This window comes from Actinomadura luteofluorescens (genome assembly GCF_013409365.1).
Taxonomy (GTDB): Bacteria; Actinomycetota; Actinomycetes; order Streptosporangiales; family Streptosporangiaceae; genus Spirillospora; species Spirillospora luteofluorescens.
Window position 1 is genome coordinate 6,831,365 of sequence record NZ_JACCBA010000001.1, and the last position, 24,535, is coordinate 6,855,899.

Sequence of the window (24,535 nt, forward strand, 5' to 3'; positions counted from 1 at the left end):
GGCCTCCGATCAGGGGGGCGGGGAGTTGAGGCGCAACCACTGCAGGGTCAGCACCAGCAGCGTGAGCACCAGAAGCAGGACGACGACCGTCAGGAACGTGATCCAGGGCCCCTGGGCGTCGTAGTCAGGCTCGCGGTTCTGCCGGGGCCGGGACCGGCCGGGTCGCTCATCCGGTCTCGATCCTTCGCCCCACGACGGCGGAGCCGACGTCCCGGACGGGGAGGGGGAGGCATGCCGTCCCCGGCCGCCGCGCCGGGGACGGATCTTGCGGACGAATCTCTCCACCACGCTCCCGGACTCCTGCGGAGGACCGCTCGGGGGCGGCGGGTCCGGCACGGTGCCGTGCAGGATCGCCTCGATGTCCTCGGTGACCTGGGGACCGAGCGTGGACGACCGCAGCATCCGGCCGAAGTACGCGTCGAAGAGGGCGGCGCCGGCGTCCGGGGAGGGTCCGTGCAGCGAGAGCGCGGCCGCGAACAGCGCCGGGGTCGGCTGGAGCGCCCGGCTCCCGTCCACGACCTCCTCGAACTCCTTGACGCCCAGCTGGGGGCCGTAGGCCGCTTCGAGCAGCCCGCGCAGCCAGGTGAACTGCGTGAGGTCGTCGTTCGGGAAGCGTCCGCGGAGCGGATGGGCCAGGTAGGCGTGCCGCCACAGCGGGCCGACGGCGTCCTCCTCCTCGGCGAGCCGCCGGGCCAGCTCGCGGAAGACCAGGTCGAAGAGGCCCACCCTGAGCGGCTCCCGCGCGGCCGCCGCGACCAGCGCACCGCTGTCGAGCCGGCCCAGGATCCTGCGGCGCCCGTCCTCGCCGCACCTGACCGCGATGAGGAGGTCCACGACCGGGTCGGCGCAGGGGTAGTTCTCCAGGGCCCGCAGGAGCAGGCCGTGGACCATCCCCGCGTCCTCCTCGATCTGGTCGAGATGGGCCTCGCTCAGGGTGCTCGCGTACGCCATCTGCAGCAGGGCCTGGTAGAGCTGGAGCTGCCGGGGCGGTGCGAGCACGGGCGACTCCTCCAGCAGCCGCTGCTCCTTGACGATCTGCCGGTACCGGCCGCGCTGCTCGGCCGTGATGCTCTGCGTCCGCAGATGCTCCAGCTGGTCGACGCAGTACTCGGCCGCCTCCCGCCGCCCGTTCCGGCGTGCGTCGGCGTAGGTGCGCAGCACCTCCGCCGGGTCCGTGTCGGCGCCGACCACGGGCGCCGGACGCTGCGGGGGAGAGTCGGCGATGTCCTGGAGGCGCCGCAGGGCGGCCCGGATATGGAGGTGACCGAACCCCATCGGCTTGTCGATCTGGGCCAGCTCCCCGATCACGTGGGACAGGTCGCCCTGGCGGGCGAGGATGTCCAGGTAGGTCCGCGCGACCTGTTCCGCGGGAGGCACGGCGGGCGGGCCGCTCCACATGACGGGCAACGCTCCCTCCCGCACGTGGCTGCTGAACGCGAGCCTGAAGTTGTGCTCCGAGGTGCTGCTCACCCAGGTCACCGCCGAGAACCGGGTCCGCATCGGGTACGGCAGCAGGGCGGCCACGGTGTCCAGGAAGCGCAGCCTGTCCAGCATGGGGACGCCCTCCGCGCCCTCGATCTGGACCGGGGACCGGGTGAGCAGGAGCGCCGCCGCCCCCAGCGCGTCCGAGCCGGCGCGGGCGGCGATCCGGTGCGGGTCGAGCCCGGGCACGCTGATCGGCTCGCCCGAGGCGGCGTCGTAGGTGGCGAGCGCCTCGTAGAGGTCCACGTAGGAGATCGGACGCCTGAGCTGGAAGTAGGGGACGCCGAAGTAGCGCGTGACCGCGATGTCCCGGCCGAGCCGGTCGCCCTCGCTGGACCATTCCTGGATCGCGAAGCCGAGGTAGATCTCGTCGCCGAGCCGCGTCCAGCTGATCGCGACCTGCGGCAGGTCGGTGTGGGTGCCCGGCGAGTAGCGGGAGATGATCTCCGAGAAGTCGTGCCGCCCCAGCCGCACGTCGCTGCAGCGGAGAAGGCGGAAGTCGCGCTCCTGCGGGTCCTTGCCCCACAGGGCCCATTCCGGCGTCAGCCGCACCCCGTCGGTGCTCATCGTCGACACCTCACCCTTGCTGATCGGCGGACAGGGACTGGGCGAGCCACAGCAGCGGCTCCATGACGTTGATGGGCCGCACGCCGCTGCGGATCTGGTAGCCGCCCGGGGCGGGGACCAGGTTCTGGTAGTCGCGCGGATCGAAGCGGTTCGTGCCGGGCGGGAGGTGGAAACCGATCGCCGAGGTCACGAAGAACCTGATGCGGTCCTGATGGAAGAACTTCTTCAGCTTCCGCAGGACCAGTTCGGCGTTGCCGCTCGCCGACACCCCGCAGAGGCTCTCGAACAGGCGCTCGGCGTCCTCGTCCTCCATCACCCGCGGGAAGCCCCGCGTGTCGTCCGGGTCGACGCCGAGGACCCCGATGCTGTCGGCCGTCTTCAGCACGCTGACCTCGTCGAACTTGGTGACGCACACCGCCAGGTGGTGGGGGAGGCGGCCGCCGGGGAACGTGCCGGCGGCCACCATCCGCTGCGAGAGCTGGGCGAGCATGCCGTGCAGGTTCTCGAACGCGTCGCCCTTCTCGTACTCCCGGATCGGGTCGAACAGGTAGAGGATGCCGCGGCTCTGGACGAGGTTGTCGAGCAGCCTGCGCCCGATCACCCGTCCCCGCTCGAACTGCTCGCCGCCGGCGTCGATCAGGTCGAGGCCGATCCGGCTCTCGGCCACGACGGTGCGCCGCCTCGGGAACCGTCCGGTGCGGACCGGGCGGTTCCCGATCAGGTACCACTTGTAGCGCTCGATGGCCTCGCCGGTCGCCCGGGGGAACTGCCGCCTGTCGGCGAGGGACCGGGTCAGGTCGGTCAGCACCTCGGTGGAGCCGGCGTCGGCGCCGACCACCTTCCAGTCGCCGTCCACCTGGGTCAGCGCGATGTCGAGCGCGGCGAGGAAGGTGGTCTTCCCGCAGCCGGCCGCCCCCCACATCGCGATGTTCTGCGTGGCGGCGCGCTCGTCCTGTCCTGGTTGCATCCTCGACCTCGTCCCTCCGCGGGTGGACGTCATGACGGCTCGCTGATGGGGAAGGGCACGCGGTACCCCTCGTCAGGGCCGAGGCCCAGCCGGGCCACGAGTTCGGAAAGGCCGCCGGCGTCCGCGCCCGCCGGGGGCTCTCCGGCCAGCCGCGCCCACGCCGGATGGGAGCGCGTGGCCGGACGGTCGCACAGGGCGCCGACCCGCACGCGCCGCTGGTGCCGGAGTCGTACCAGCGCCTCCTCCCAGTCGGTCCCGGCGGGGCAGGGAAGGTGCCCCGGCGTGGGCCAGAGCGGATGCGGCGGACGGTCGCCGACCAGGACCAGCGCCGTCCGCTCGGCCTCCGCGCCCCGGACGCCGGGGGCCGGCCGCGCGGCGGTGCGGCCGCGCGCGGCGAGCCGGGCGTCGACCTCGGCCAGGACGCACTCGACCGGCGCCGCGCGAGGATGGCCGGGCGGCCCGGGCGGGCGTGCGTCCAGCTCGTCCAGCGCGGCGAGCGCCTTGTCGGCGGACGCGTCCCAGAGCAGCACCTCCACCGGCGATCCCCGCGGCCGCCGCTCGTAGGAGTGGCTCCCGTACGCGATGAGGGACACCGTGAGCCCCGGGCGCATGCCCGCCGCCACCTCACCGATCACCTCCCGCGCGCGGGAGACACGGGCGGCGACCGCGTCGGCTTCCGCCGCGCAGACCTCCACCGCGCAGACCAGGTGGGTGCGCGGCATCGTCCGCGCGAGCCGCGCGGGAAGCGCGGCCACCAGCTCGTCCGTGCTGCGCTCCTCGCGGCTCAGGGGGCCGGGCAGCCCGTGGAAGGACACGCGCCCTGGCCCCCGCAGCTCGGCGCTGAGCGGGTAGCGGCCGGGCGCCAGCCGGATCCGCCGCCGCGACACCAGGCTCAGCGTCCTGCGCTCGCTCGACCACGCCATGACCGCGAACACGGTGCCGTCCTCTCCGGCGGGCTCGCAGCGCAGCGTCAGCGACGCCCGCTCGCCGCGCCGTGCCCCGACCGCGAACAGCAGCAGGCCGGACAGCTCGGGCCGCCCCGACGCCGCCTCCCGGACGGTGACGAGTTCGTAGCTCTGGCTCAACGGCTCGTCGTCGATCACCTCGCGGAGCAGTTCGGCCGTCCGCGCCCCGTGCACCCGCGCCGTGCGCGCGTCGGGCCGCTCCGCCACCAGCCACTCGTGCGCCAGCAGCGGCCGCATCGCCGAGGTGAACGTGCAGGTCAGGAACACGGTCGGCGCGTCGTGCAGGCGCGGGACGCGGTCGAGCACCGCCCCCCGGTCGAGCTGGTCGTACCGGACCAGGCCCGACCAGGGCGTCCGCCAGGTGCGGCCGGACGGAACACCGTTCTCCAGCCGCACCAGTTCGTGGACGTCCAGGCCCTCGGCCGTCGCGTCCACCACCAGAAGGGGCTTTTGCGAAGAATGCAGAACGATCGCTTTTGCAAGGCTTTCGCGTAGCTCCCCACTCTGTTCGATCAATGGCGGCTCCCGTCACCCCGTGGAAATACGGACTCAAGGCCGGCCCCCAGGCCGCGAGACTGCATCGATTGTGGGGCATGGGATCGCATTACCGGCCCCTCAATGGCCTGATCCGGCCAATGGCTTCAAATGGGGACTGCGCCACACTGCCCTCCGAGTTCGCTGTTTTATGCTTATCCATCCCAACCATCGGCGCGAGCGGGGGCCGAATTGCGCAGAATTTTGATCACCCTCTCCGGCGCCCGGGCCTCGGTCCTCGACCAGTGCCCGACCGAGCGCGGCAAGTTCGAGGGCATCGGCGGCGCCGTGCTCACCACCAGCACCCTGGCGACCATCTCCATGTGGTTCGCCCTCTCCAGCGCCATCGGCGTCCACCCGGTCGCCGCGATGCCGCTCGCGCTGCTCTGGGGCCTGGCCATCCTGAGCCTGGACCGGTGGCTGGTCGCCACCATCCCCTCCAGCGGCGGCCGGCGCTGGAAGCTGGCGCTGCCCCGGGTGGCGATGGCCGTGCTGCTCGGCTTCGTGATCTCGACTCCGCTGGTGCTGCAGATCTTCCGGGCGGAGATCGACGCGCAGATCGTGGAGATCAAGCAGCGCCGGGCCGACGACTTCGCGCTGGACCAGAAGAGGGGCGCCATCGGCGCCGACGTCGCGCGCGACCGCCAGGCGGTCGCCGGCCTCCAGCAGGTGATCGCCTCCCAGGGCGACGTTCCGCTCGACCCCGCCTCCGACGTCCGGATCCGGGCGCTCACCCAGCAGCGCGACGACCAGCGCAAGCAGATGCAGAGCCAGTACCAGCAGTGGCAGTGCCAGCTCTACGGCGGCCCCCAGTGCCCCCGGAAGGGCGACGGGCCGCTCGCCGCGGCCAGCGAGGCCGCGTACCGCAACGCCAAGAAGCGCGTGGACGACCTCAACGGCCAGATCGAGGACCGCAAGCGCGAGCTCACCGCGACGGGCGACGCCGCCAGGCGCACCCGGCTGGAGCAGGCGCAGGCCGACCTGCCCGCGGCCCGGCAGCGGCTCACCGCCGACGAGCGGCGCCAGGCCGATCTCCAGCGGTCCTTCGACGCGCAGAACGGCAACACCCACGGGCTGCTGATCCGCCTGCAGGCGCTGGACGAGGTCTCCGGCAAGGACGTCGTCCTGAACGGCGCCCGCATCCTCCTCTTCCTCCTCTTCCTGCTCATCGAGTGCCTTCCGGTGGCGGTCAAGCTGCTCCAGAAAACCTCGAATTACGATCAGATCCTCGCGCTGGAGGCCAGGAAGGAACTCCAGCAGGCCAAGAAGAAGATCGTTCCAGTGCCGGGAAACCTGTTCGGGGGCGAATCCGGCGGGTCCGTTCACGATATTTGGGGTGAGCGCCAAAGGGAGCAGGAGGAATGGCGCCCGGCCCGGCCGTCCGGACCGGGCAGGGAAACGGGGTCTTCCGGCGGCGAAGGCGGAATCCAAGGCGCCCCGGAATGGGGTTCGGGGCCCGGCGGCCCTCCGGCCGGCACCCGGCCGGAGGCGTCCGGCGACGGGACGCCGCCCTCCAGCGAGCACGAGGCGATCCGCAACGCGCTCGACACGCGCGTGACCCGGACGGTCGACTCCTCCGACCGGTCCGACGGCCAGCCCCTCTACACCGACGACGACGATTTCTGAGCCGCCGGTGGCCGGGCGCGACCCCACGCTCAACGGCCGGTACCGCGTCCTGTCCCGGCTCGGCGCCGGCGGGATGGGCACCGTGTGGGTGGGCGACGATCTGGTCCTGCACCGCCGCGTCGCGCTCAAGGCGATCAACCTCGAACCCGGCCGCCCGGGGGAGGCCGGCCCCATCGTCGCGCGCGCGAGGCGCGAGGCCCAGGCACTGGCGCGCGTCGGCCACCCCGCCGTGGTCGAGATCTACGACCTGTTCGTCGAGGACGGCGTCCCCTGGCTGGTGATGGAGCTCATCGACGGCCGCACCCTCGCCGACCTCGTCGCCGAGGGCCCCGTCGCCGAGCGGGAGGTCGCCCGGATCGGGCGGTGGGCGCTCGAAGGGCTGGACGCGGTGCACCGCGCGGGCGTCCTGCACCGCGACGTGAAGCCGGCGAACATCCTCCTCGCCGCCGACGGCCGCGTCCTGCTCGCCGACTTCGGCATCGCGCGGCTCGCCGGGGCCGCGTCCCTCACCGTCACGAACACCGTCCTCGGAACGCTGGAGTTCATGGCCCCGGAGCAGATCGCGGGCCACGACGCGACGGTCGCCTCCGACCTCTGGTCGCTCGGCGTCACCCTCTTCCTCGCGCTGGAGGGCTACTCGCCGTTCCGCCGGGGCGCGGACGCCCTCAACGTCCCCGCCACCCTCTACGCGATCGTGCACGACCCCGCGCCGGCGCCGAGCCGCCCCGGCCCCCTCGCCGACGCGATCGTCCGGCTCCTCGACAAGGACCCGGCCACGCGGTCCGACGCCGCCCGTTTGCGGAGCGCCCTGGAGGAGGTGGCGCGGGACGTCCCGCGGCCCGCGCCTCCCGGTCCCGCCGCGGTGGAGGCGCGGGTGCCGCGCGCGGAGCGGGCCGAGGTCCCTGGGCGGGCCGAGGTCCCCGGGCGGGCCGGGAGGCCGGGCGCGGCCCGCGCGGCACGCCCCGTGAGCGCGGCGCCGCCGGTGAACGCGAGACCCCCCGCGGGCGCGGCGGCCCTGGTCGAGGACATGACGGTGGACGAGGCCGCCCGGGCGGTCGTGAAGGCCGGGCCGGCGGCCGCCGCCCCCGCGCTGCTGGCGCTGCCCCGCCACCGCGCCGCGCTGATCCTGGCGGAGCTGCCGCCGGCGTCCCTCGGCGGGGTCCTCGACGCGATGGCGGCCGTCCCGGAGGCGACCGCGCTGATCCTGCCGATGTTCACCGCCGAGCGGGCGGGCCGCGCCCTCGGGCGGATGACCGGGAGCCGCGCTCTGGCGGTGCTCGCCGCGATGCCCGCCGGCGAGGCGGCGCGCATCGTCGCGCAGGCCGACCAGCGGACGGCCGCCTGGGTGCTCGGGGCGCTGCCGCCGTCCGAGGGGGCGCGCCTGCTCGCCGCGATGCCGGTGCCGCGCGCCGCCGGGGCCCTCGGATACGTCCCCCCGCCGACCATCGCGGCCCTGCTGCGGGGGCTCCCCGGCGACCGGGCCGCCGTCCTGCTGCGAAGGCTCACCCCCGCGGTCCGGGCGCGGGTCGACCGGCTGCCGTGAGCACCCCCGAGTGAGGAGAACGACATGCGGGACTTCTACGCGACGATGGCCCAGGTGCTGCCCGTCCTCCTGTTGGCGCTCATCTGGGAGTCGAGGTACCTGCAGGAGCTGCGCGGCGAGCACCGCGTGACCCGCCGCGACGACCCGGCGAACGGCGTCCGGTTCTGGACCAAGCCCCGGGTGCGGATCTACGGCTTCACCGCGGCCGGCGCCATCGTCGTGACGACGGCGCTGTGCTTCCTCGTCCTGGCGGGCGCGCTCCACGACGGCGTCTGGCTCCGGGTCGCCGTCATGTGCGGGCTGGCGCTCGCCCTGGCGAGCCTGCTGTTCCGCATCTGCGTCGAGCTGATCAAGGCGACGCGATGACCGGCGCGGATCCGAACCCGGCGGGCACGCCGCGCGTACGAGGGAGTGGGGCCCCGCGGGGCCCGGCCGACGCGACGTGAATGGACAGGGATTCGTGAAGCCTGCGCGGGGTGACCGGAGTGGGTGACCGGGCGGCGAGCGCCGGGTTCCTGTCACGGCTGCTGGAGGCGCTGGAGGACGACTGCGCGGAGTGCGGGGGGACGGGCAGCACCCCGAACGGGCAGTGGCTCTCCTGGCACCGGCGGGCCGGCGAGCTGATCGCGGTCGCCCAGGCCGCCCGCCGCGCCCACGAGCTGCGCCCCGTCCCGGGCGCCCCGCCCGCCGCCCCGCCCGCCGCCGCGCCCGAGCACGCCGAGCCCGCCATCGTGACCGCCGTCGAACGCGCCATCGACGATCACATGCGGGCCCGCCCGGACGAGCCGGAGGAGGAGCGCTGCGCCGCGTGCCGCGGCCTCGGCAAGGAGCTCACCCCGGCCGGGCGGCAGTTCGCCGAGGTGCTCGCGCGGCACGGCTTCGTCCGCCGGGAGTGAGGCCCGGCTAGGGAGCCAGGAGGATCTCCAGCACGCGTTCGCGCGGGTCGGGTCCGGCCTCGGGGACGAGGTAGCCGCCGGCCCAGAACCGCAGCATCAGCCGCGCCCGCAGGCGCGCCTCCTCCGCCTCGAAGCCAAGGTCCTCCAGGCATGCGGCGATGTGGCCGAGCAGCGCCCGGTCGGCGTGCCGCACCGCCTCCTCCGCCGCGGGCTCCTCCTGGGCCCACAGCCGCATCGCCCGGTCGATGGGCGCGACCTCGCGGCCGAGCGCCTCGATGCGGCGCAGCCGCTCGCGCGGGTCGGCGGTGCTGCCGAGCGCGAGCCCGAGCACCTCGTCGGTCCGCTCGTGCGCCCACCGGTCCAGCAGCGCCCGCATCAGCTCCGGGCGGTCCCGGAAGTGCCAGTAGAAGCTGCCCTTGGTGACGCCGAGCCGGGCCGCCAGCGTGGTGATCGCGACGCCGCGCTCGCCGGCGCGGGCCAGCTCCCCGTAGGCGGCCTCGATCCAGTCGCGCCGCGCCACCCTGGGCCGCACCGTCCTCGTCCGGGCCGTCATCCCACCCCCTGTCTCCGCCGGGCCGCCGTCACACCAGGGTCACCGGGCCGGGATCCAGGCCCAGCTCGATCCTGCCGTAGAGGGCGTACGCCGCGTCCGGTTCGAACACCACGTGCCCGGAGATCGTATTCACGTCCCGCTGCGCCCGCTGGAAGGGGGAGTCGGCGAACTGCGCGCTCGCCCCGGCCGCCGTGCACAGGTCGTTGACGACCCGCCGCGCCGTCCCGGCGACATGCGCCGCCACCAGCCGGGCCCCGGCCCGCCGCCGCAGGTCGCACCTCCCCTCGGCCACGGCGCGGACGACGCCGCGCAGGGCGTCCTCCAGCAGCAGCCGGGCGGCGGTCAGGTCCGCGGTCGCGGACGCGAGCCGCACCTGCGCCCCGGTCGTCTCGCGCTGCCGCTCGCCGGAGTAGGCCATCACCCGGCCGCGCGTCCGCTCGGCGAACCGTGCCAGCACGCCTTCGGCCACGCCGAGCACGGGCGCGGCGCCGGTCAGCGCGAACACGGGCACGAGCGGCGTCCGGTAGAGCGCGCCGGAGTGGACGAGGGACCCGGGCGAGCGCCCCTCCGCCAGGTCGAGGAGCGGCACCGACCGGTGCGCCGGGACGAACACGTCCGCCACCTCGATGTCGTTGCTGCCGGTGCCCCGCATCCCGCTGGTGTGCCAGACGTCGTGGACGGCCACCTCCTCGCGCGGCAGCAGGAACAGCCTCGGCTCGACGGCGTCGCCCGCGGTGACCGGCGCCATGACCATGACGTGCCCGGCGTGCATCACCCCGCTGCCCCACGACCAGCGCCCGGTGACCCGGTGCCCGCCGTCCGCGGGAGCCGCCGTCCCGGTCGGCGCGAGGACGCACGGGATCAGCGCGTACGGCCGGTCCGCCCAGACCTCGGCCTGCGCCCGCTCGGGGAAGAGCCCGACCATCCAGTTGTGCAGCGTGTAGATGACCGACAGCCACCCCGTCGAGGCGCATCCGGCGCCCGCCTCCCGGCACGCCGCCGCCATCTCCTCGAACCCGCGCTCGGCCCCGCCGAACCGCTTCGGCACCAGTATCGCGAAGAGCCCGGTCGCGGCCAGGTCGGCGATGGTCTCGTCGGGCAGCCGCCGCGCCTCCTCGGCGGCCCGCGCACGTCCGGCGAGCGTCGGCGCGAGGTCCCGGACGCGGCACACGATCTCGTCTCCATACTCCATGGTATGGAACCGTACTCCACGGTATGGAGACCGGCCAGGGCCCTTCCGGTTCAGGCCCGGCCCCAGCGGTAGGTAGACGCCGACGGAGGGAGAACGATGCGTCCGCGGGACGGTGCCGAACTCGAAGGCGTCCGGGTGCACGCCTTCGAAGTGCCCACCGACGGCCCCGGCGGCGAGGAGGAGGACGGCACGCTCCGCTGGGACTCCACGACCCTCGTCCTCGTCGAGGCCCACGCGGGCGGCCAGACCGGGATCGGCTACACCTACGGGGACGTCTCGGTCGCCGCGTTCGTGGAGTCCGCGCTCGCGCCCGCGGTGCGAGGCGCCGACGCGCTCGCCCCACCCGCGGCCTGGGAGCGGATGTTCGCCGCCATCCGCAACGCCGGACGACCCGGCGCGGGCGCGATGGCGGTGTCCGCCGTCGACGTCGCGCTCTGGGACCTCAAGGCGAAGCTTCTCGGGCTTCCGCTGTTCAGGCTCCTGCCCGCATTCCACGACCGGGTGCCCGTCTACGGCAGCGGAGGCTTCACGAACTACTCCCTGGACCGGCTGGCCGGCCAGCTCGCCGGCTGGGTCGAGCAGGGCGTCCCGCGGGTCAAGCTGAAGGTCTCGCGGCGCCCCGACGAGGACCCTAGGCGCCTCACCGCCGTCCGCGAAGCGATCGGGGACGGCGTCGAGCTTTTCACCGACGCCAACGGGGCCCTCACCCGCAAGGACGCCCTGTACTGGGCGCGGCGTTTCGCCGAGGAGTGGGACGTGCGGTGGTTCGAGGAGCCGGTGAGCTCCGACGACCTCGCGGGCCTCCGCCTCGTCCGCGACGAGGGGCCCGGCCGGCTGGAGGTCGCGGCGGGGGAGTACGGCTTCGTGCTGAAGGACTTCGCCGCCCTGCTCGACGGCCCCGCCGTGGACTGCCTCCAGGCCGACGTCACCCGGTGCGGCGGCATCACGGGACTGCTGCAGGTCGCGGGGCTGTCCGCGGCGCGGCAGACCGATCTGTCAGCGCACTGCGCCCCGGCGGTGTCCGCGCACGCCTTCTGCGCGGTCGACCGCCTGCGCCACCTGGAGTACTTCCACGACCACGTCCGCGTCGAGCGCCTGATCTTCGACGGAACGCTGACCCCCGCGAACGGCGCCCTCGTCCCCGCCCCCGACCGTCCCGGCCTGGGCCTGGAGGTCAGATGGCCCGACGCGGAGCCCTACCGCACCCACGGCTCCAGAGGGGTCAGTGGGAGGTCATCGTGGGGGTGAAGGTGACGGGGAGGGCGGCCAGGCGGCGGACCCAGAAGGACGGGAGCCACAGGAGTTCTTCCGGTTTGACGGCCAGTTCGATGTCGGGCAGGCGATCGAGGAGGACCTCCACCGCCGTCCTCGCGACGACCTCGGCGAGCTCCGGGGCGGGGTAGGGGCATCCGTGGTCGCCGTGGCCGAACGACAGGTGCGCGCGGTTGCCGGCGCCGACGCCCTGCGCGGGCGGCTGGACCTGGGGGTCGGCGTTCGCCGCGGCCCAGCCGAGGATCAGCATGTCGCCCGGACGGATCTTGCGGCCGGCCAGCTCGCAGGAACGCACGGCGAAGCGCCCGATGTTGTTCTGGGACGGCGTGTCCTCCCACAGCACCTGGTTGAGGGCGTGCGAGACGCTGCCGCGGCCGCCCTGGAGCGTGACGGCGAACTGCTCGTCCACCAGCATCAGCCGCAGCGTGTTGCCGATCCAGTGGCCGGTCGGCAGGGTCCCGGCGCTGAGCATCGGGATCAGGTCGCTGATCAGCTCGTCGACGGTGTAGCCGGCGGGGTGCTGGAGCAGGCGGGACGTGACGTCCGGGCCGGGGTGCGCCCTGCGCGTCTCGGCCAGCCGGCGCATCGTCTCCTGGAGCCGCTGGTAGGCCGCGACGGCGTGCTCGTCGGAGCCCGCCACGTTCTGGATGTCGCGGATCATGTCCGGCACCTCGGCGTCGGGGACGCCGAACAGGCCGACCATCACCATCGGGGGGAGCCGGTCGGCGAACTGGGTGCCGAGGTCGGCCTCGCCGTCCCCCGCGAACTCGTCGATCAGGTGGTCGGCGACGCGCTCGCTGATGCCCGCCAGCTCGGTGCGGTCGACCGCGTCCAGCGAGTCGCTGATCGCCGCGCTGCGCCGGTGGTGCTCCTCGCCCTCGGCGAGCATCACCGAGGGGTTCCAGCCGACGAACGGCAGCAGCGACCAGTTCTCCGGGACCATGTCCCAGGCGTTCCAGCGGCGGGTGTCGCGCGCGAACAGGGCGGGGTTGCCGGTGACGTGGTTGACCTCCCGGTACCCGATCACGTACCAGGCGGGGATGTCGCCTTCGAGCAGGACGGGCACGACGGGGCCGTGCTCGCGCCGCATCCGTTCGAAGAAGTCGCTCGGCCGCTGGTCGAACTCCTCGCCGTACAGGCGCACGGCGTTCTCGTCGGCGGGCGGCCGGACGGTCGCGTCGGTCACTGCGCGGCCTCCTGGAGCGCGGCGGGATCGTGGAGGGTGGTGAGGTGCCGGACGAGCGTGATCAGCACGTTCTTGGACGAGTCGCGCTGCCGGGCGTCGCAGTCGATCAGGGGGACGTCCGCGGGCAGCGACAGCGCGTCGCGGACCCGGTCCAGCGGGGGGCGCGGCTCGGGGCCCTCGAACCGGTTGACCGCCACCACGAACGGCATCTTGTGGTGTTCGAGCCGGTCGAGCGGATAGAAGGACTCCTCCAGGCGGCGCGTGTCCACCAGCACCACCGCGCCGAGGCTGCCGGAGAACAGCTGGTCCCAGATGAACCAGAACCGCTGCTGGCCGGGGGCGCCGAACAGGTAGAGCACGCGGTGGGCGTCCAGGGAGATCCGGCCGAAGTCGAAGGCGACCGTGGTGGTGCGCTTGTCGGCGACGCGGCTCGGGTCGTCGATGCCGACGCCGGCCTTCGTCATGACCTCCTCGGTGCTCAGCGGGGGGATCTCGGAGATCGAGCCGACCATGGTGGTCTTCCCGACGCCGAACCCGCCCACGACCACGATCTTCAGCGCGTCCCGGACGCTTCGCCGCAGCGGCACGCCGCCCGCGGGCGCGGGGTCCGGTGCGCGGTCAGAGGGCTTTGAGTCCAACGAGCACCTCCTTCAGGGTGTCCAGGTCGGCCAGGTGGGTGGTCGCGGTGGCCGACGTCGGATGGCGGACGGTGATGTGGCCGGTGTCGCGCAGGTCGAGCAGAAGGATCTTCACGACGCTCACCGGCAGCCGCAGATGGGAGGACAGCTCGACCACGGCCACCGGCTCGTTCCGGCACAGCCGCAGGATCGCGACGTGCTCGGACTGCATGCCCGGAGCCGGGTCGTTCTCCGCGACGACCAGCGTGACGAGGTCGAGGTCGGCGTCGCCGGCCCGGCTGCGGCCACCGGTCACGGTGTAGAGCCGGTCCGGCCCGCCGAGATCCAGGGGTCGGGGGGTCATCTCGACGCGGACGTGCGCGGAGCCGCGGTCAGGTAGCCGCCGATCTGCTCCACCAGCTCGTTCATGCTGTGCCCGACCAGGCCGACGTCGGCGTCGTCGCCGGCCACGACGGCCAGGTGCGCGCCCTCGCCGGCCGGGATGATCAGCAGCAGCCCGCCCGGGAACTCCACCATCGCCTGGCCGGCGCCGACGCCCCGGCCGAACTCGTGGGAGGCGGTCATGGACAGGCTCTGGATGCCCGAGGCGATGGCCGCGAGCTGGTCGGCCCGGTCGTTGTTCAGCCCGGGGGTGTGGCAGATCTTCAGGCCGTCCCGGGACAGCACGAGGACGTGCTGGACGCCGGGGGCCCGTTCGGCGAGGGACGTCAGCAGCCAGTCGAGTCGACGCTCATCGGTGCTCATCAAGATCACGGGGCGCCGTCCGCCGCAGACGCGGGCCCCTGCCTCCTATCTGTCGATCCTGCGGTCCGGACGAGGCCGCCGGGACCGGTCGGCCGGCGGCCGTCCGCGGGACGGGCGCCGGGCCATGAGCTACTGATCGGGGTCTTCGGTGGACGTGTCCTCCCGGGCGGAGCCGGTGCCGGCGCCGCCGGTCGTTCGGTGGCTCCCCGACGTGGACGCGCGGAAGGCGGCGAACCGCGCCCCCGGGTCGCGGGGGAGCGGAGGCGGGGCCGCCGGCTGCTCCACTTCCTCGGTGAGGGTGGCGCCGCGCCGGCGTTTGGGCAGGTACGCCGACGGGTCGGAGGCGTCCGCGCCGGGCGCCGCGGCCATGGCCGCGGCGGGTTCGCGGACGGGTCCGCGGGCGTGGGCGCCGGTGTTCCGGGGCGCGCTGCGGATGGACTCCGCCAGCGTTCCCGTGCCGGGCCCTTCGGAGGAGTGGGTGACGAGCTGGCGCGGGATCAGCAGGACCACGCCGACGCCGCCGCGCGAGGACGGCCGGAAGCTGACCCGCAGGCCGTGCTTGCCCGCCAGCCGCCCGACGACCGCCAGGCCCAGCCGGGTGCCGGGCAGCGACGTCAGGTCGGCGGCCTCGGAGACCAGCCGCTCGGCGCGCTCCCGCTCGCGCTGGCGCATCCCGAGCCCGCTGTCCTCGACGGTGACGACGATCCCGGCGTCCTCTTCCTCGGCGTAGACGTGCACGGCCGAGCCGTGCGGGGAGAAGTTGGCGGCGTTGTCCATCAGCTCGGCCAGCGCGTGCATGACGCCCTCGGCGGCGAACCCGGCGATGGCGGCGGTGCTGGTCGAGTGGTACTGGACGCGCTGGTAGGAGGCGATCCGCCCCATGGCGCCGCGGATGACGCTCTCCAGCACGATGGGCTTGGTCCAGCGCCGTCCCGAGCGCCCGCCGCTGAGCAGCGCGATGCTGTCGGCCAGGCGCCCCATCTGGGAGACGTGGTGGTCGAGGTCGAGCAGGTCGCCGAAGACCTCGTCCTCGCTGTAGCGGTCCTCCAGGTCCCGGAGCTGGGCGAGCATGCGGGTCGTCTGCGCCTGGATCCGCGCGGCCGCGGCCGCGGAGGCCGCCATGGCCGCCGCCCGGGTGCGCTCCCCGGCGGCCACGTCGTCGGCGAGCGCGCGCAGGAGCCGGTCGAGCGCGGCGTGCGCGGGCGCCGGGAACTCGGCCAGCACGGACGCGGCCGAGGCGCGGTCGCCGCGGATCCGCTCGATCAGGACGGGGAGCGTCGAGTCGGCGAGCCGGTCGACCTCCTCCTCCAGGGCGGCCAGCTCGGCCTCGGCCCGGGACGCGTTCCGCTCGCTCGCGGCGACGCCCTCCGCCACCAGGCGCACCAGGCGGCCCAGCAGGTGGTTCGGGACGGAGTGCAGCTCGGCGAGGGTCTCGTCAGGCGAGGCCCCTGCGCGGAGCCGTCCGATCAGGGCCGGGAGCGGTCCGTCGACCAGTTCCTGGAGCCTGCCCTCCAGGAGGTCGCTCTCGACCTTGGTCCGGAGCAGCCGGTCGTTGGCGGTCCGCGTGCACTCCAGGAAGTAGGCCGCGGCGCCGACGGCGAGGCTCAGCAGGAGCGCCCCGACACCGCCGCCCAGGCCGACGATGGTCCGCGCCCCGTCGTCCACGGCCAGCAGCGCGCCGAGCCAGGCGCCCCCGGCGACGATCGCCACGATCAGCCAGACCCAGAAGGCGCGTTCCATCGCGGCGCGCTCGGTGCGTGCTCGATCCGCCTCTGTTGCCATCCCTCATGTCCCTGTGAGCGTCGGTGACTGGCGCGCAGGACTTCTTGGCCCGCTGCACGATGGTCATATCGGTATAAGGCGTGACAAGGATGCACCAAAACGCTCGGGTGCACAGGTGATCACAAGAATAAGTGATCTCCTCTCGCCGTGCGGCGGATGAGCGCGCCGCTCCCCGGCGGACGTGCCCGCGCCTCCCGGTCCGGCGGACGGGCCGCCGGACCGGGAGGGCCGTCAGGGCCGGACGGGCCCGAGGGCCGCCGGCAGGCTGAGCGGGCCGACCGTGAAGAACGAGGGCGAGTAGGGGATGTCGTCCGGGTCGGCGGCGAGGGTGAGCTCCGGCAGCCGCCGGTACAGCGCGGCGAGCGCCAGCCGGCCCTCCAGGCGGGCCAGCGACGCGCCGATGCAGTACCGGGGGCCGTGGCCGAAGCTGACGCGCCCGTTGACCTTCCGGGTGATGTCGAACCGCTCCGCGCTCTCGCCGTGCTCCGCCGGGTCGAGCCCGGCCGCCTGGAACGCCACGCCGACGGCCTGGCCCTCGGGGACGCGCACCCCGGCGATGGTCACTTCTTCCGCGGTGAAGCGCCAGCTCGTCATCATCACCGAGTGGCGGTAGCGCAGGGTCTCCTCGACCACGTCGGCCCACCGGTCTTCGGCCTTGGCCAGTTCGAGCTGGTCGGGGTTCTGCGACAGCGCGATGATGGCGTGGCCGAGCAGGTGGACGGTGGTCTCGTGGCCCGCGACGAGCATCAGCCACAGCACGCCGACCAGCTCGTCGGTGGTCAGCCGGTCGCCCTCGTCGCGGGCCTCGACCAGGCCGGTGGTGAGGTCGTCGCCGGGCGCCCGCTGCTTGCTCTCCGCCAGTTCGTGCAGGTAGGCCTGCAGCGCGTTCTGCGTCGCGAACGCCACCTCGGGCGGCGTGGTGTGCGCGAGCAGCGTCGCGGTCCACTCGCGCATCCGGGGACGGTCCTCGGCGGGGACGCCGAACAGCTCGCAGATCACCCACATCGGGAGCGCCTCGGTGAACGCGGGGACCAGGTCGACGACCTCGCCGGCGGACACGACCTCGTCGAGCAGGCCCTCCACGATCTGGTGGACGCGCGGCTCCAGCGCCTTCACCCGAGCGGGCGTGAACGCCTTGCCGATCAGGCCGCGCAGCCGGCGGTGGTCGGCGCCGTCCTTGGTGGACAGGTGACCGCCCTCGACGATGGCGCGCAGCGGCCAGTCCTCGGGGATCGACCCGTCGTGCAGCGCCGGCCAGTGCCGCGGGTCGCGCAGGAAGGTGCGGTTGTCCCCCGCGAGGATCTCCCGGACGGCGTCGTGGGTCAGCGCCAGGTAGGCGGGGACGCCGCCGGGGAACTGCACCTCGACCACCGGGGCGGTCTCGCGCAGCCGCCGGCAGGTGTCGAGCGGGTTCTCGTTCGCGGCGGGGAAGGCGGGCAGGGAGCTCGTCGTCATTCTGTCCCATTCGGAGATGAGGTAAGTGACCGATGGTCCATCCTTTCCTCAGTGATCATCGCGCGGCAAGATTTTCACGAATTCGCCGTTATTCCGGTCCGTGCGGTCGGCGCGGCGATCGAACCCCCCGCGCACGCTGCGGCGATCCGACGGGACGGGTCAACCCGGCTGACCCGTGTGTTAACAAACCATCCGAACGTGTTACCTTGTGTGGCGCCCGGCCTCCGCCGACAGCCCGTCGCGCGCGCCGGCCGCGGGAGGTTCCGGGATGGTCGAGCAGGGCGGGGGCGCACGCGGACCGGAGCGGCGCCGTCAGGACATCGCCGACATCGTCCTGTCCGCCGGGTCGGTCTCGGCCGCCGGGCTCGCCGAGCGCTTCGGCGTCAGCCTCATGACGATCCACCGCGACCTCGACGAGCTCGAACGCCAGGGCGTCGTCCGCAAGCACCGGGGCGGGGTGACCGCGCAGCCGTCCGGCGTGTTCGAGAGCAACGTCGCCTACCGGATGAAGTCGATGCGGCCCGCCAAGGACGCCGTCGCCGCCAGGGCCGCCGCGATGGTCGAGCCGGGCATGGCGGTCATGCTGGACGACTCCACCACGGCGCTGGCGCTGGCCCGCCGGCTGGCCGCGGCGGCCCCGCTGACGGTCGTCACCAACTTCCTGCAGGCCGTCAACCTGCTGTCCGGTGAGCGCGACATCCGGCTGATGGCGCTCGGCGGCGACTACGACCCGCTGCACGACTCGTTCCTCGGGGTGTCGTGCGTGGACGCGATCGAGGCGCTCAACGTGGACCTGTGCTTCGTGTCGACCTCCGCGGTGTCCGGCGGGTTCGCCTACCACCAGGAGCAGCGCATCGTGTCGGTGAAGCGCGCCATGCTCGGCGCGGCGGCCCGCAGCGTGCTGCTGATCGACCATTCCAAGCTCAGCCGGGTGGCGCTGCACCGGGTGGCGCCGCTGTCGGCGTTCGACCGCGTCATCGTCGACGACGGCGCCGGCGCCGAGGCGCTGCGCGGGCTCGACGAGCACAAGGTGACCTACGAGCTGGCGACGGCCTGACCCGCGCTCCCGTCGATGACCGGCGCCCGCGGGCCCTCTCCCGGCCGCGCCGGTGACGCTGTCCCCGCGCGCGTCCGGTACCGCCGGAAGCGACCGGATGTGAGCCTTGACACCCTGATCAGCGCCCTCCTACGCTCAAGCTCACATTTTTCGCGTTAACTTCACAACCCAGTTTGTTGGGATCGCGATCGGAGCGGGTGAGTGACGGGTTCCCTGGGCCGAGGTCTCGCGCCGTACGGGCTTCGCTGCGACCACCGGGTGGAGCCGCTCGGGGTCGACGAGCCGGCGCCGCTGCTGTCATGGCGGCTGGCTTCCGGCCGGCGCGGGGACGCGCCCACCGGCGTCCGGGTCCGGGTCCTCGCCGACGACGGCGCCCAGGTCTGGGACAGCGGCGCCGTCGCCGACCCCGCCGCGGTCTCCGTCCGCTACCGGGGCCCCGCGCTGCGGCCCCGCACCCGGTACCGCTGGACGGTCGCGGTCACCGGCGCGGCCGGCGAGTCCTCGCGGGAGGAGTCCTGGTTCGAGACCGGGATGCTGAACCCCTCCGCATGGTCGGCCGCATGGATCACGCATGACCCGTCCGTCCAGGACGTGGTGGACGCTCCCGAGGAGGGCGAGCTCGCCCTCGCCGACCACGGCCTCCAGCCGGCCGTCCGGCTGCGGAAGGCGTTCGAGGCCGCCGCCGCCCCGGCTGCCGCGCGCCTGTACGTCACCGCCCGCGGCCTGTACGAGATGCGCCTCAACGGCGCGCGGGTCGGGGACGCCGAGCTCGCCCCCGGCTGGACGGACTACCGCGACCGCGTCGACTACCAGGTGTACGACGTGACCGGCATGCTGCGGACGGGTGCGAACGTCCTGGCCGCGACGGTCGCGGACGGCTGGTGGAGCGGGTTCGTCGGCTTCGACGAGCGCCGCTCGGGCGCGCATTACGGAACGTTCCCGCAACTTCTCGCCGAACTGCACCTCGTGCACGCCGACGGCTCCACCGACGTCGTCGCGACCGGCGGCGACTGGCAGAGCGCGCGGTCGCCCGTCCGGTACGCCGACCTGCTGATGGGCGAGTGCCACGACCTGCGCCGCGAGACCCCGGGCTGGGACCTGCCGTCCGGCGGCCGCGACGGCGCGGGGTGGCGGCCCGCCTGGGTCGCCGCCGCCGACCGGAGCCGGCTCACGGCCTCGGTCGCGCCGCCGGTCCGCGCCGTCCGGGAGCTGCCGGCGCGGTCGGTCACCCGGATCGCCGGCGACCGGTTCCTGGTCGACTTCGGGCAGAACTTCGCCGGACGCGTCCGGCTCACCGCGCGCGGGCTGACCCCCGGCGACCGGGTCGTCGTCAGGCACGGCGAGGCCCTGGACGAGGCGGGCGCCCTCTACACCGCCAACCTGCGCACCGCCGACGCGACGGACGTGCTGATCGCGGGGGAGGACGCCGAGGCCGTCTTCGAACCCCGCTTCACCTACCACGGGTTCCGGTACGCCGAGGTGACCGGGCTGGGCGCGCTCGGCGCGGCCGACGTCACCGGCGTGGTGCTGCACAGCGACACGCCCTGGGCGGGGGAGTTCACCTGCTCCGACCCGGGCGTCGACCGCCTCCACCAGGCGATCTCCTGGGGGCAGCGCTCCAACTTCGTCAGCGTCCCGACCGACTGCCCGCAGCGCGACGAGCGGCTCGGCTGGCTGGCCGACGCGCAGGTCTTCCTGCCCACGGCCTGCCTCAACGCCGACGTCGCCGCGTTCTTCGACGGCTGGCTGCGCGAGGTGCGCGGGGCGCAGTCGCCGGACGGCGCGTTCGGGAACGTGGCGCCGAAGATCGCGGGGGTGGCCGACGAGGGCGCCCCCGGGTGGGGCGACGCGGGCGTCCTCGTGCCCTGGCACCTCTACCGCGTGTACGGGGACGAGCGCTTCCTGGAGCGCAACCTCGACGCCATGTGCGCGTGGGTCGACCACGTCCACCGGCACAACCCCGACCTGGTGTGGACCCGCCGCACCGGCCCGCACTTCGCCGACTGGCTGGCGCCCGCCCCCACGCCGCGCGACGTCCTCGCCACCGCCTACTTCGCCCGCAGCGCCGCGCTGACGGCACGCGCCGCCGAGATCCTCGGCGCGGACGAGGCCGCGGCCCGCTACGGCACGCTCGCCGCCCACGTCCGCAAGACGTTCGCCGAGCGGTTCGTGTCGCCGGACGGGCGGGTCCACGGCGACACCCAGACCGCCTACCTGCTGGCGCTGGCGTTCGAGCTGCTCCCGGGCGAGCTGGTCCCGGCCGCGGTGCGGCGCCTCGCCGCACTGGTCGAGGACGCCGGACCCGGCCTCACCACCGGGTTCCTCGGCGTGGGGCTGATCGCGCCCGTCCTCGACGCGCACGGCCGCGCCGACCTCGCGCACGCCCTGCTGCGCCGCACCGACCCGCCGTCCTGGCAGTACCCGCTGCGGCACGGCGCGACCACCGTCTGGGAGCGCTGGGACGGCTACACCGGCGAGCGCGGTTTCCAGGCCGTGGCGATGAACTCCTTCAACCACTACGCGCTCGGCTCGGTCGGCGAATGGCTCTACCGCGGCGTCGCCGGCCTCGACCAGGCGCCCGGCTCGGCCGGCTACCGCGAGCTGCTGATCCGGCCGCGGCCCGGCGGCCTCACCGCCGCGAGCGCGCGCTACGAGTCGGTGCGCGGGGCGGTCTCCACCGCCTGGACCCGCCGCGACGGCGTGTTCGAACTGCGGGTGGCGGTGCCGCCGGGCGCGACCGCCACCGTCCACATCCCCACCGACGACCCGGACGGGGTCCGCGAGAGCGGGATCCCGGTGGCGGACGCCCCCGGGGTCTCGGTCGCCGGAACGGCGCGGCGGGAGCTCCGCTGCCGGACCGGCTCGGGGGAGTACCGCTTCACGGCGGCCCTTCAATGACGTCCGTCCCCGCGCGGGACGGCCGCGGCCGGGACCGCCGCCACCCCGGCGGTCCGCGCCGCGCACGCGAGGAGGAAAGATGACATCGTCGTTCCAGAACGCGGCCCTCAGCCGCCGAGGATTCCTGCGGATGTCCGGAGGAGTCGCCGCCGCGGCCGCGCTGCCGGCGGGACTGGCCGCCTGCGGGGGGTCGTCCGGCGGCTCGGGGACCCTGCGCCTGGTGGGCGTCGCCGACCAGCAGAAGGCGCTCGACCTGCTCACCAAGGCCTACACCGGGGCGAAGTTCAGCACCTCGTTCGCGCCCACCGACCAGGTGCAGACGTCGGTGCGCACCCAGCTCGGCGCGGGCAACGCCCCCGACCTGCACGTGGTCTACCCGGGCAACGGCAGCGCCATGAGCATGGCGCAGATCGCGCAGGCGGGGCTGCTCGCCGACCTGAGCGGCCAGGCGTGGACGAAGAAGATCCCGGCGAGCCTGAAGCCGGCGTTCCAGAAGGACGGCAAGACCTTCATCTACTCGGCCGGGTCGAGCGTCATCGGCGCCATCTACAACAAGAAGGTCTTCGAGAAGGCCGGCGTGGAACCGCCGAAGACCTGGAGCGAGTTCCTCGACGTCTGCGAGAAGCTCAAGAAGAAGGGCACGGTCCCGATCGCGCTCGGCGCGCAGACCCCCTGGGTCACGCAGCTGATCACCTACGCGCTGGTGCCGTCGACCGTGTACGCCAAGAACCCGCAGTTCGACAGCCAGATGCAGGCGGGGTCGACGTCCTTCGCCCAGTCCGGCTGGGTGCAGGCCCTCGACATGTACCTGGACCTGCAGAAGCGCGGGTACTTCAACGACAACCCCAACGGCACGACGTTCGAGCAGCAGACGTCCATGGTCGCCACCGGGAAGGCCGCCATGGCGATCCAGGTGTCGGCCGTCCTGCCCGACTTCCGCGCGGCCGCCGCGAACGCCGCCGACCTGTCGATGTTCCCGGTGCCGGGCGCGGACGACGCGGCGCAGGTGCGGATCCCCGCCGGGGTCGTCGTGGGGCTCGGCGTCAGCGCCCGCAGCAAGAACAAGGAGGCCGCCGAGAAGTTCGTCGCGTTCCTCGGCGAGCAGCAGAACATCAACCGCTGGGCCGAGGCCGTCGCCTGCGTCCCGCTCGTCCGCGACTCCTCCTCCAAGATCGACCCGGTGCTGGAGCCGTTCCTGCCGTACCTGGACGGCGACAGGGCCGACCCGTTCATGGACCAGGCGTGGCCGAACGCCGAGGTGCAGCCCGCCCACTTCGCGATGGTGCAGGAGCTGCTCGCGGGCAAGACCACCGTGGCCGAGGGCCTGGCCAAGATGGACGAGACCTACCGGAAGAAGTAGCCGTGCCCCCGACCGCACGTCCGGCACCGGCCGCCTCGGCGGCCGGTGCCGCGGGACCTCCCGACAGCGCGGCGCGCCTCCCCGCGCCGCCCCGCCGCCGCCGGCGCGGCGGCTTCCTGACGCCGCCGTGGTGGTTCGCGGCGCCCGCCCTGCTGGTGTACGCGCTGATCGTCCTGTATCCGAGCGCCAGCGGGATCCTCTACGCCTTCACCGACTGGAACGGCATCGGCGACCGGTCGTTCGTCGGCGCCGACAACTTCGACCGCCTGCTGAGGGACGACGCCGCGCGCGGGTCGCTGGTCAACACGCTGCTGCTGACGGTCGCGATCGTGGTCGTCCAGAACGGCATCGGGCTGCTGCTCGCGCTGGGCGTGCACACGCGCATCAGGTCGCGGGCGGTGCTGCGGGTCGTGTTCTTCGCGCCCGCCGTCGTCAGCCCCGTGATGGTGGCGTTCCTGTGGAAGTACGTCTACAACCCGGCGCCGGACGCGGGGCTCAACGGGATCCTCGGCGCGGTGGGGCTCGGCTCCCTGCGCCAGGACTGGCTCGGCGACCCCTCGCTGGCGCTGTGGTCGGTGGCCGGCATGGTGATCTGGCAGTTCTCCGGATACTCGATGGTCATCTTCCTGGCGGGGCTGGAGGGGGTGCCCGCGGAGCTGCACGAGGCCGCGATGATCGACGGCGCCGGCCGGTTCCAGCGGTTCCGCAGCGTGACCTGGCCGCTGCTGGCGCCCGCCGTCACGATCAACGTCATGCTGTCCACCATCGGCGGGCTCAAGCTGTTCGACCAGGTCTACGCGGCCACGAGCGGCGGGCCCGGCCATGCCAGCGAGACGCTGTCGACCGTCCTGTACAAGCAGGCGTTCGTCTTCGGCAACTACGGCTACAGCACGGCGATCGCGCTGGTCCTGGCGCTGTTCGTCGCCGCGGTCTCGCTGATCCAGATCCGGTACCTGCGCGGTCGGGAGGTGGCATGAGCCTGCGTTACGGACTGCGCACGTTCGCCCTGGAAGTCGTGATGATCGCGGTCGCGCTGGCGTTCCTGTTCCCGGTGTACGCGCTCGTCACGCTGTCGCTGAAGGACAAGCAGCAGATCGCCTCGGCGCCGCTGTCGCCGCCGTCGTCGCCGACGCTCGGCAACTACGCCGACGCCTGGTCGCGGGCGTCGCTGGGCTCGGCGCTGCTGAACAGCACGGTGATCACGGTGGCGAGCCTGGTGGCGCTCATCGCGATCGGGGCGTTCGCGGCGTACTTCCTCGCCCGCTGCGCCTCGCGGCTCGGCTACACGCTGTACGTGCTGTTCCTGCTCGGCATCGTGCTGCCGTTCCAGCTCGGCATGATCCCGCTGTTCAAGCTCGCCGACTCCGCGGGCCTGCTCGGCACCTACCAGGGAATGATCATCTTCTACACCGGCATCCAGCTGCCGTTCACGATCTTCCTGTACACGGGGTTCATCCGGGCGCTGCCGGGCGACTACGCCAACGCGGCGCTGATCGACGGCGCGGGCCACCTCCAGGCCTTCACCCGCGTCGTGTTCCCGCTGCTGCGGCCGATCACCGGCACGGTGCTGATCCTCAACGCCGTGTTCGTCTGGAACGACTTCTTCACCCCGCTGCTGTACCTGGGCGGGTCGGCGCGCGAGACGGTCCCGGTGCGGGTCTTCGCCTTCGTCGGCCAGTACGTCTCGGACTACGGCCTGGTCTTCGCCGGCCTGGTCCTCGCCGCACTCCCGATCATCGTGATCTTCCTGGTGCTGCAGCGGTATGTCATCAAGGGGTTCGCCAGCGGGCTCAAAGGATGAGCGAAGCGAACCGGGGG

Annotated in this window: 21 protein-coding genes; 10 read left to right on the top strand and 11 right to left on the bottom strand. The window is 73.6% G+C overall.

The genetic code is table 11. The features are described from left to right. Positions 1-9: 9 nt before the first annotated feature. From BJY14_RS31760 to BJY14_RS31770, 3 genes are read right to left on the bottom strand one after another with little or no spacing between them, the layout of a single operon-like run. Positions 10-2,049: a hypothetical protein gene (locus tag BJY14_RS31760; RefSeq protein ID WP_179846980.1), complete on the bottom strand. Its 2,040-nt coding sequence runs from the start codon at positions 2,047-2,049 to the stop codon at positions 10-12. Between the two features lie 10 nt (positions 2,050-2,059). After that, on the bottom strand, positions 2,060-3,016 hold the full coding sequence (locus BJY14_RS31765) for a hypothetical protein (RefSeq protein WP_179846981.1): 957 nt from the start codon (positions 3,014-3,016) through the stop codon (positions 2,060-2,062). Between the two features lie 29 nt (positions 3,017-3,045). Next, positions 3,046-4,419, bottom strand: a complete 1,374-nt coding sequence (locus BJY14_RS31770; RefSeq protein ID WP_179846982.1) for a hypothetical protein — start codon at positions 4,417-4,419, stop codon at positions 3,046-3,048. Positions 4,420-4,707: 288 nt separating this feature from the next. On the opposite strand from BJY14_RS31770, the gene BJY14_RS31775 reads away from it, so the two are divergent. From BJY14_RS31775 to BJY14_RS31790, 4 genes are all read left to right on the top strand, one after another. Continuing rightward, on the top strand, positions 4,708-6,141 hold the full coding sequence (locus tag BJY14_RS31775; RefSeq protein ID WP_179846983.1) for a DUF4407 domain-containing protein: 1,434 nt from the start codon (positions 4,708-4,710) through the stop codon (positions 6,139-6,141). A gap of 7 nt (positions 6,142-6,148) precedes the next feature. Then, entirely contained in the window at positions 6,149-7,684 is a 1,536-nt protein-coding gene (locus tag BJY14_RS31780; RefSeq protein WP_179846984.1) for a protein kinase domain-containing protein, read from the top strand. 24 nt (positions 7,685-7,708) lie between these two features. After that, positions 7,709-8,050 (top strand): hypothetical protein, encoded by a 342-nt coding sequence (locus BJY14_RS31785; RefSeq protein ID WP_179846985.1) that lies wholly within the window; start codon positions 7,709-7,711, stop codon positions 8,048-8,050. 110 nt (positions 8,051-8,160) lie between these two features. Next, positions 8,161-8,580, top strand: coding sequence for a hypothetical protein (locus BJY14_RS31790; RefSeq protein ID WP_179846986.1), 420 nt, complete (start codon positions 8,161-8,163; stop codon positions 8,578-8,580). A gap of 7 nt (positions 8,581-8,587) precedes the next feature. Here the strand turns inward: BJY14_RS31790 and BJY14_RS46795 are convergent, their stop codons facing one another. Continuing rightward, positions 8,588-9,133, bottom strand: a complete 546-nt coding sequence (locus BJY14_RS46795) for a TetR/AcrR family transcriptional regulator (protein WP_179846987.1) — start codon at positions 9,131-9,133, stop codon at positions 8,588-8,590. 28 nt (positions 9,134-9,161) lie between these two features. Then, the gene (locus BJY14_RS31800; protein ID WP_179846988.1) at positions 9,162-10,325 is read right to left on the bottom strand and encodes an acyl-CoA dehydrogenase family protein; all 1,164 of its coding nucleotides are present in this window, start codon (positions 10,323-10,325) and stop codon (positions 9,162-9,164) included. Positions 10,326-10,421: 96 nt separating this feature from the next. Here BJY14_RS31800 and BJY14_RS31805 point away from each other — a divergent pair, with 96 nt between their 5' ends. Beyond that, complete coding sequence (locus BJY14_RS31805; RefSeq protein WP_179846989.1) at positions 10,422-11,573, top strand: enolase C-terminal domain-like protein; 1,152 nt, start codon at positions 10,422-10,424, stop codon at positions 11,571-11,573. Here BJY14_RS31805 and BJY14_RS31810 read toward each other — a convergent pair. From BJY14_RS31810 to BJY14_RS31835, 6 genes are all read right to left on the bottom strand, one after another. Then, a complete protein-coding gene (locus BJY14_RS31810; protein WP_179846990.1) occupies positions 11,548-12,783 on the bottom strand; it encodes a cytochrome P450 in 1,236 nt (411 codons plus the stop codon). The two genes, BJY14_RS31805 and BJY14_RS31810, sit on opposite strands and share 26 nt — an antisense overlap. Further along, entirely contained in the window at positions 12,780-13,421 is a 642-nt protein-coding gene (locus BJY14_RS31815) for a GTP-binding protein (RefSeq protein ID WP_218905676.1), read from the bottom strand. Before BJY14_RS31815 ends, BJY14_RS31810 begins: the two co-directional genes overlap by 4 nt. After that, positions 13,402-13,764: a DUF742 domain-containing protein gene (locus BJY14_RS31820; protein ID WP_179846991.1), complete on the bottom strand. Its 363-nt coding sequence runs from the start codon at positions 13,762-13,764 to the stop codon at positions 13,402-13,404. Before BJY14_RS31820 ends, BJY14_RS31815 begins: the two co-directional genes overlap by 20 nt. Continuing rightward, entirely contained in the window at positions 13,761-14,165 is a 405-nt protein-coding gene (locus tag BJY14_RS31825) for a roadblock/LC7 domain-containing protein (RefSeq protein ID WP_179846992.1), read from the bottom strand. The genes BJY14_RS31820 and BJY14_RS31825 overlap by 4 nt, the downstream gene beginning before the upstream one ends. A gap of 129 nt (positions 14,166-14,294) precedes the next feature. Further along, positions 14,295-15,947 carry a sensor histidine kinase gene (locus BJY14_RS31830; RefSeq protein WP_218905677.1) on the bottom strand — a complete coding sequence of 551 codons (1,653 nt, stop codon included), beginning with the start codon at positions 15,945-15,947 and terminating at the stop codon, positions 14,295-14,297. 231 nt (positions 15,948-16,178) lie between these two features. Next, entirely contained in the window at positions 16,179-17,402 is a 1,224-nt protein-coding gene (locus BJY14_RS31835; RefSeq protein WP_179846993.1) for a cytochrome P450 family protein, read from the bottom strand. Positions 17,403-17,670: 268 nt separating this feature from the next. Between BJY14_RS31835 and BJY14_RS31840 the strand changes: the two genes are divergently transcribed. The 5 genes from BJY14_RS31840 (at position 17,671) to BJY14_RS31860 (ending at position 24,518) form a co-directional block, all read left to right on the top strand. Continuing rightward, a complete protein-coding gene (locus BJY14_RS31840) occupies positions 17,671-18,459 on the top strand; it encodes a DeoR/GlpR family DNA-binding transcription regulator (protein WP_179846994.1) in 789 nt (262 codons plus the stop codon). A gap of 201 nt (positions 18,460-18,660) precedes the next feature. After that, entirely contained in the window at positions 18,661-21,357 is a 2,697-nt protein-coding gene (locus tag BJY14_RS31845; RefSeq protein ID WP_179846995.1) for an alpha-L-rhamnosidase, read from the top strand. A gap of 79 nt (positions 21,358-21,436) precedes the next feature. After that, positions 21,437-22,717 carry an ABC transporter substrate-binding protein gene (locus BJY14_RS31850; protein WP_218905678.1) on the top strand — a complete coding sequence of 427 codons (1,281 nt, stop codon included), beginning with the start codon at positions 21,437-21,439 and terminating at the stop codon, positions 22,715-22,717. A 2-nt stretch (positions 22,718-22,719) separates the two neighbouring features. Then, positions 22,720-23,694, top strand: coding sequence for a carbohydrate ABC transporter permease (locus tag BJY14_RS47440; RefSeq protein ID WP_179846996.1), 975 nt, complete (start codon positions 22,720-22,722; stop codon positions 23,692-23,694). After that, positions 23,691-24,518 carry a carbohydrate ABC transporter permease gene (locus BJY14_RS31860; protein ID WP_179846997.1) on the top strand — a complete coding sequence of 276 codons (828 nt, stop codon included), beginning with the start codon at positions 23,691-23,693 and terminating at the stop codon, positions 24,516-24,518. Before BJY14_RS47440 ends, BJY14_RS31860 begins: the two co-directional genes overlap by 4 nt. The last annotated feature ends 17 nt before the right edge of the window (positions 24,519-24,535 follow it).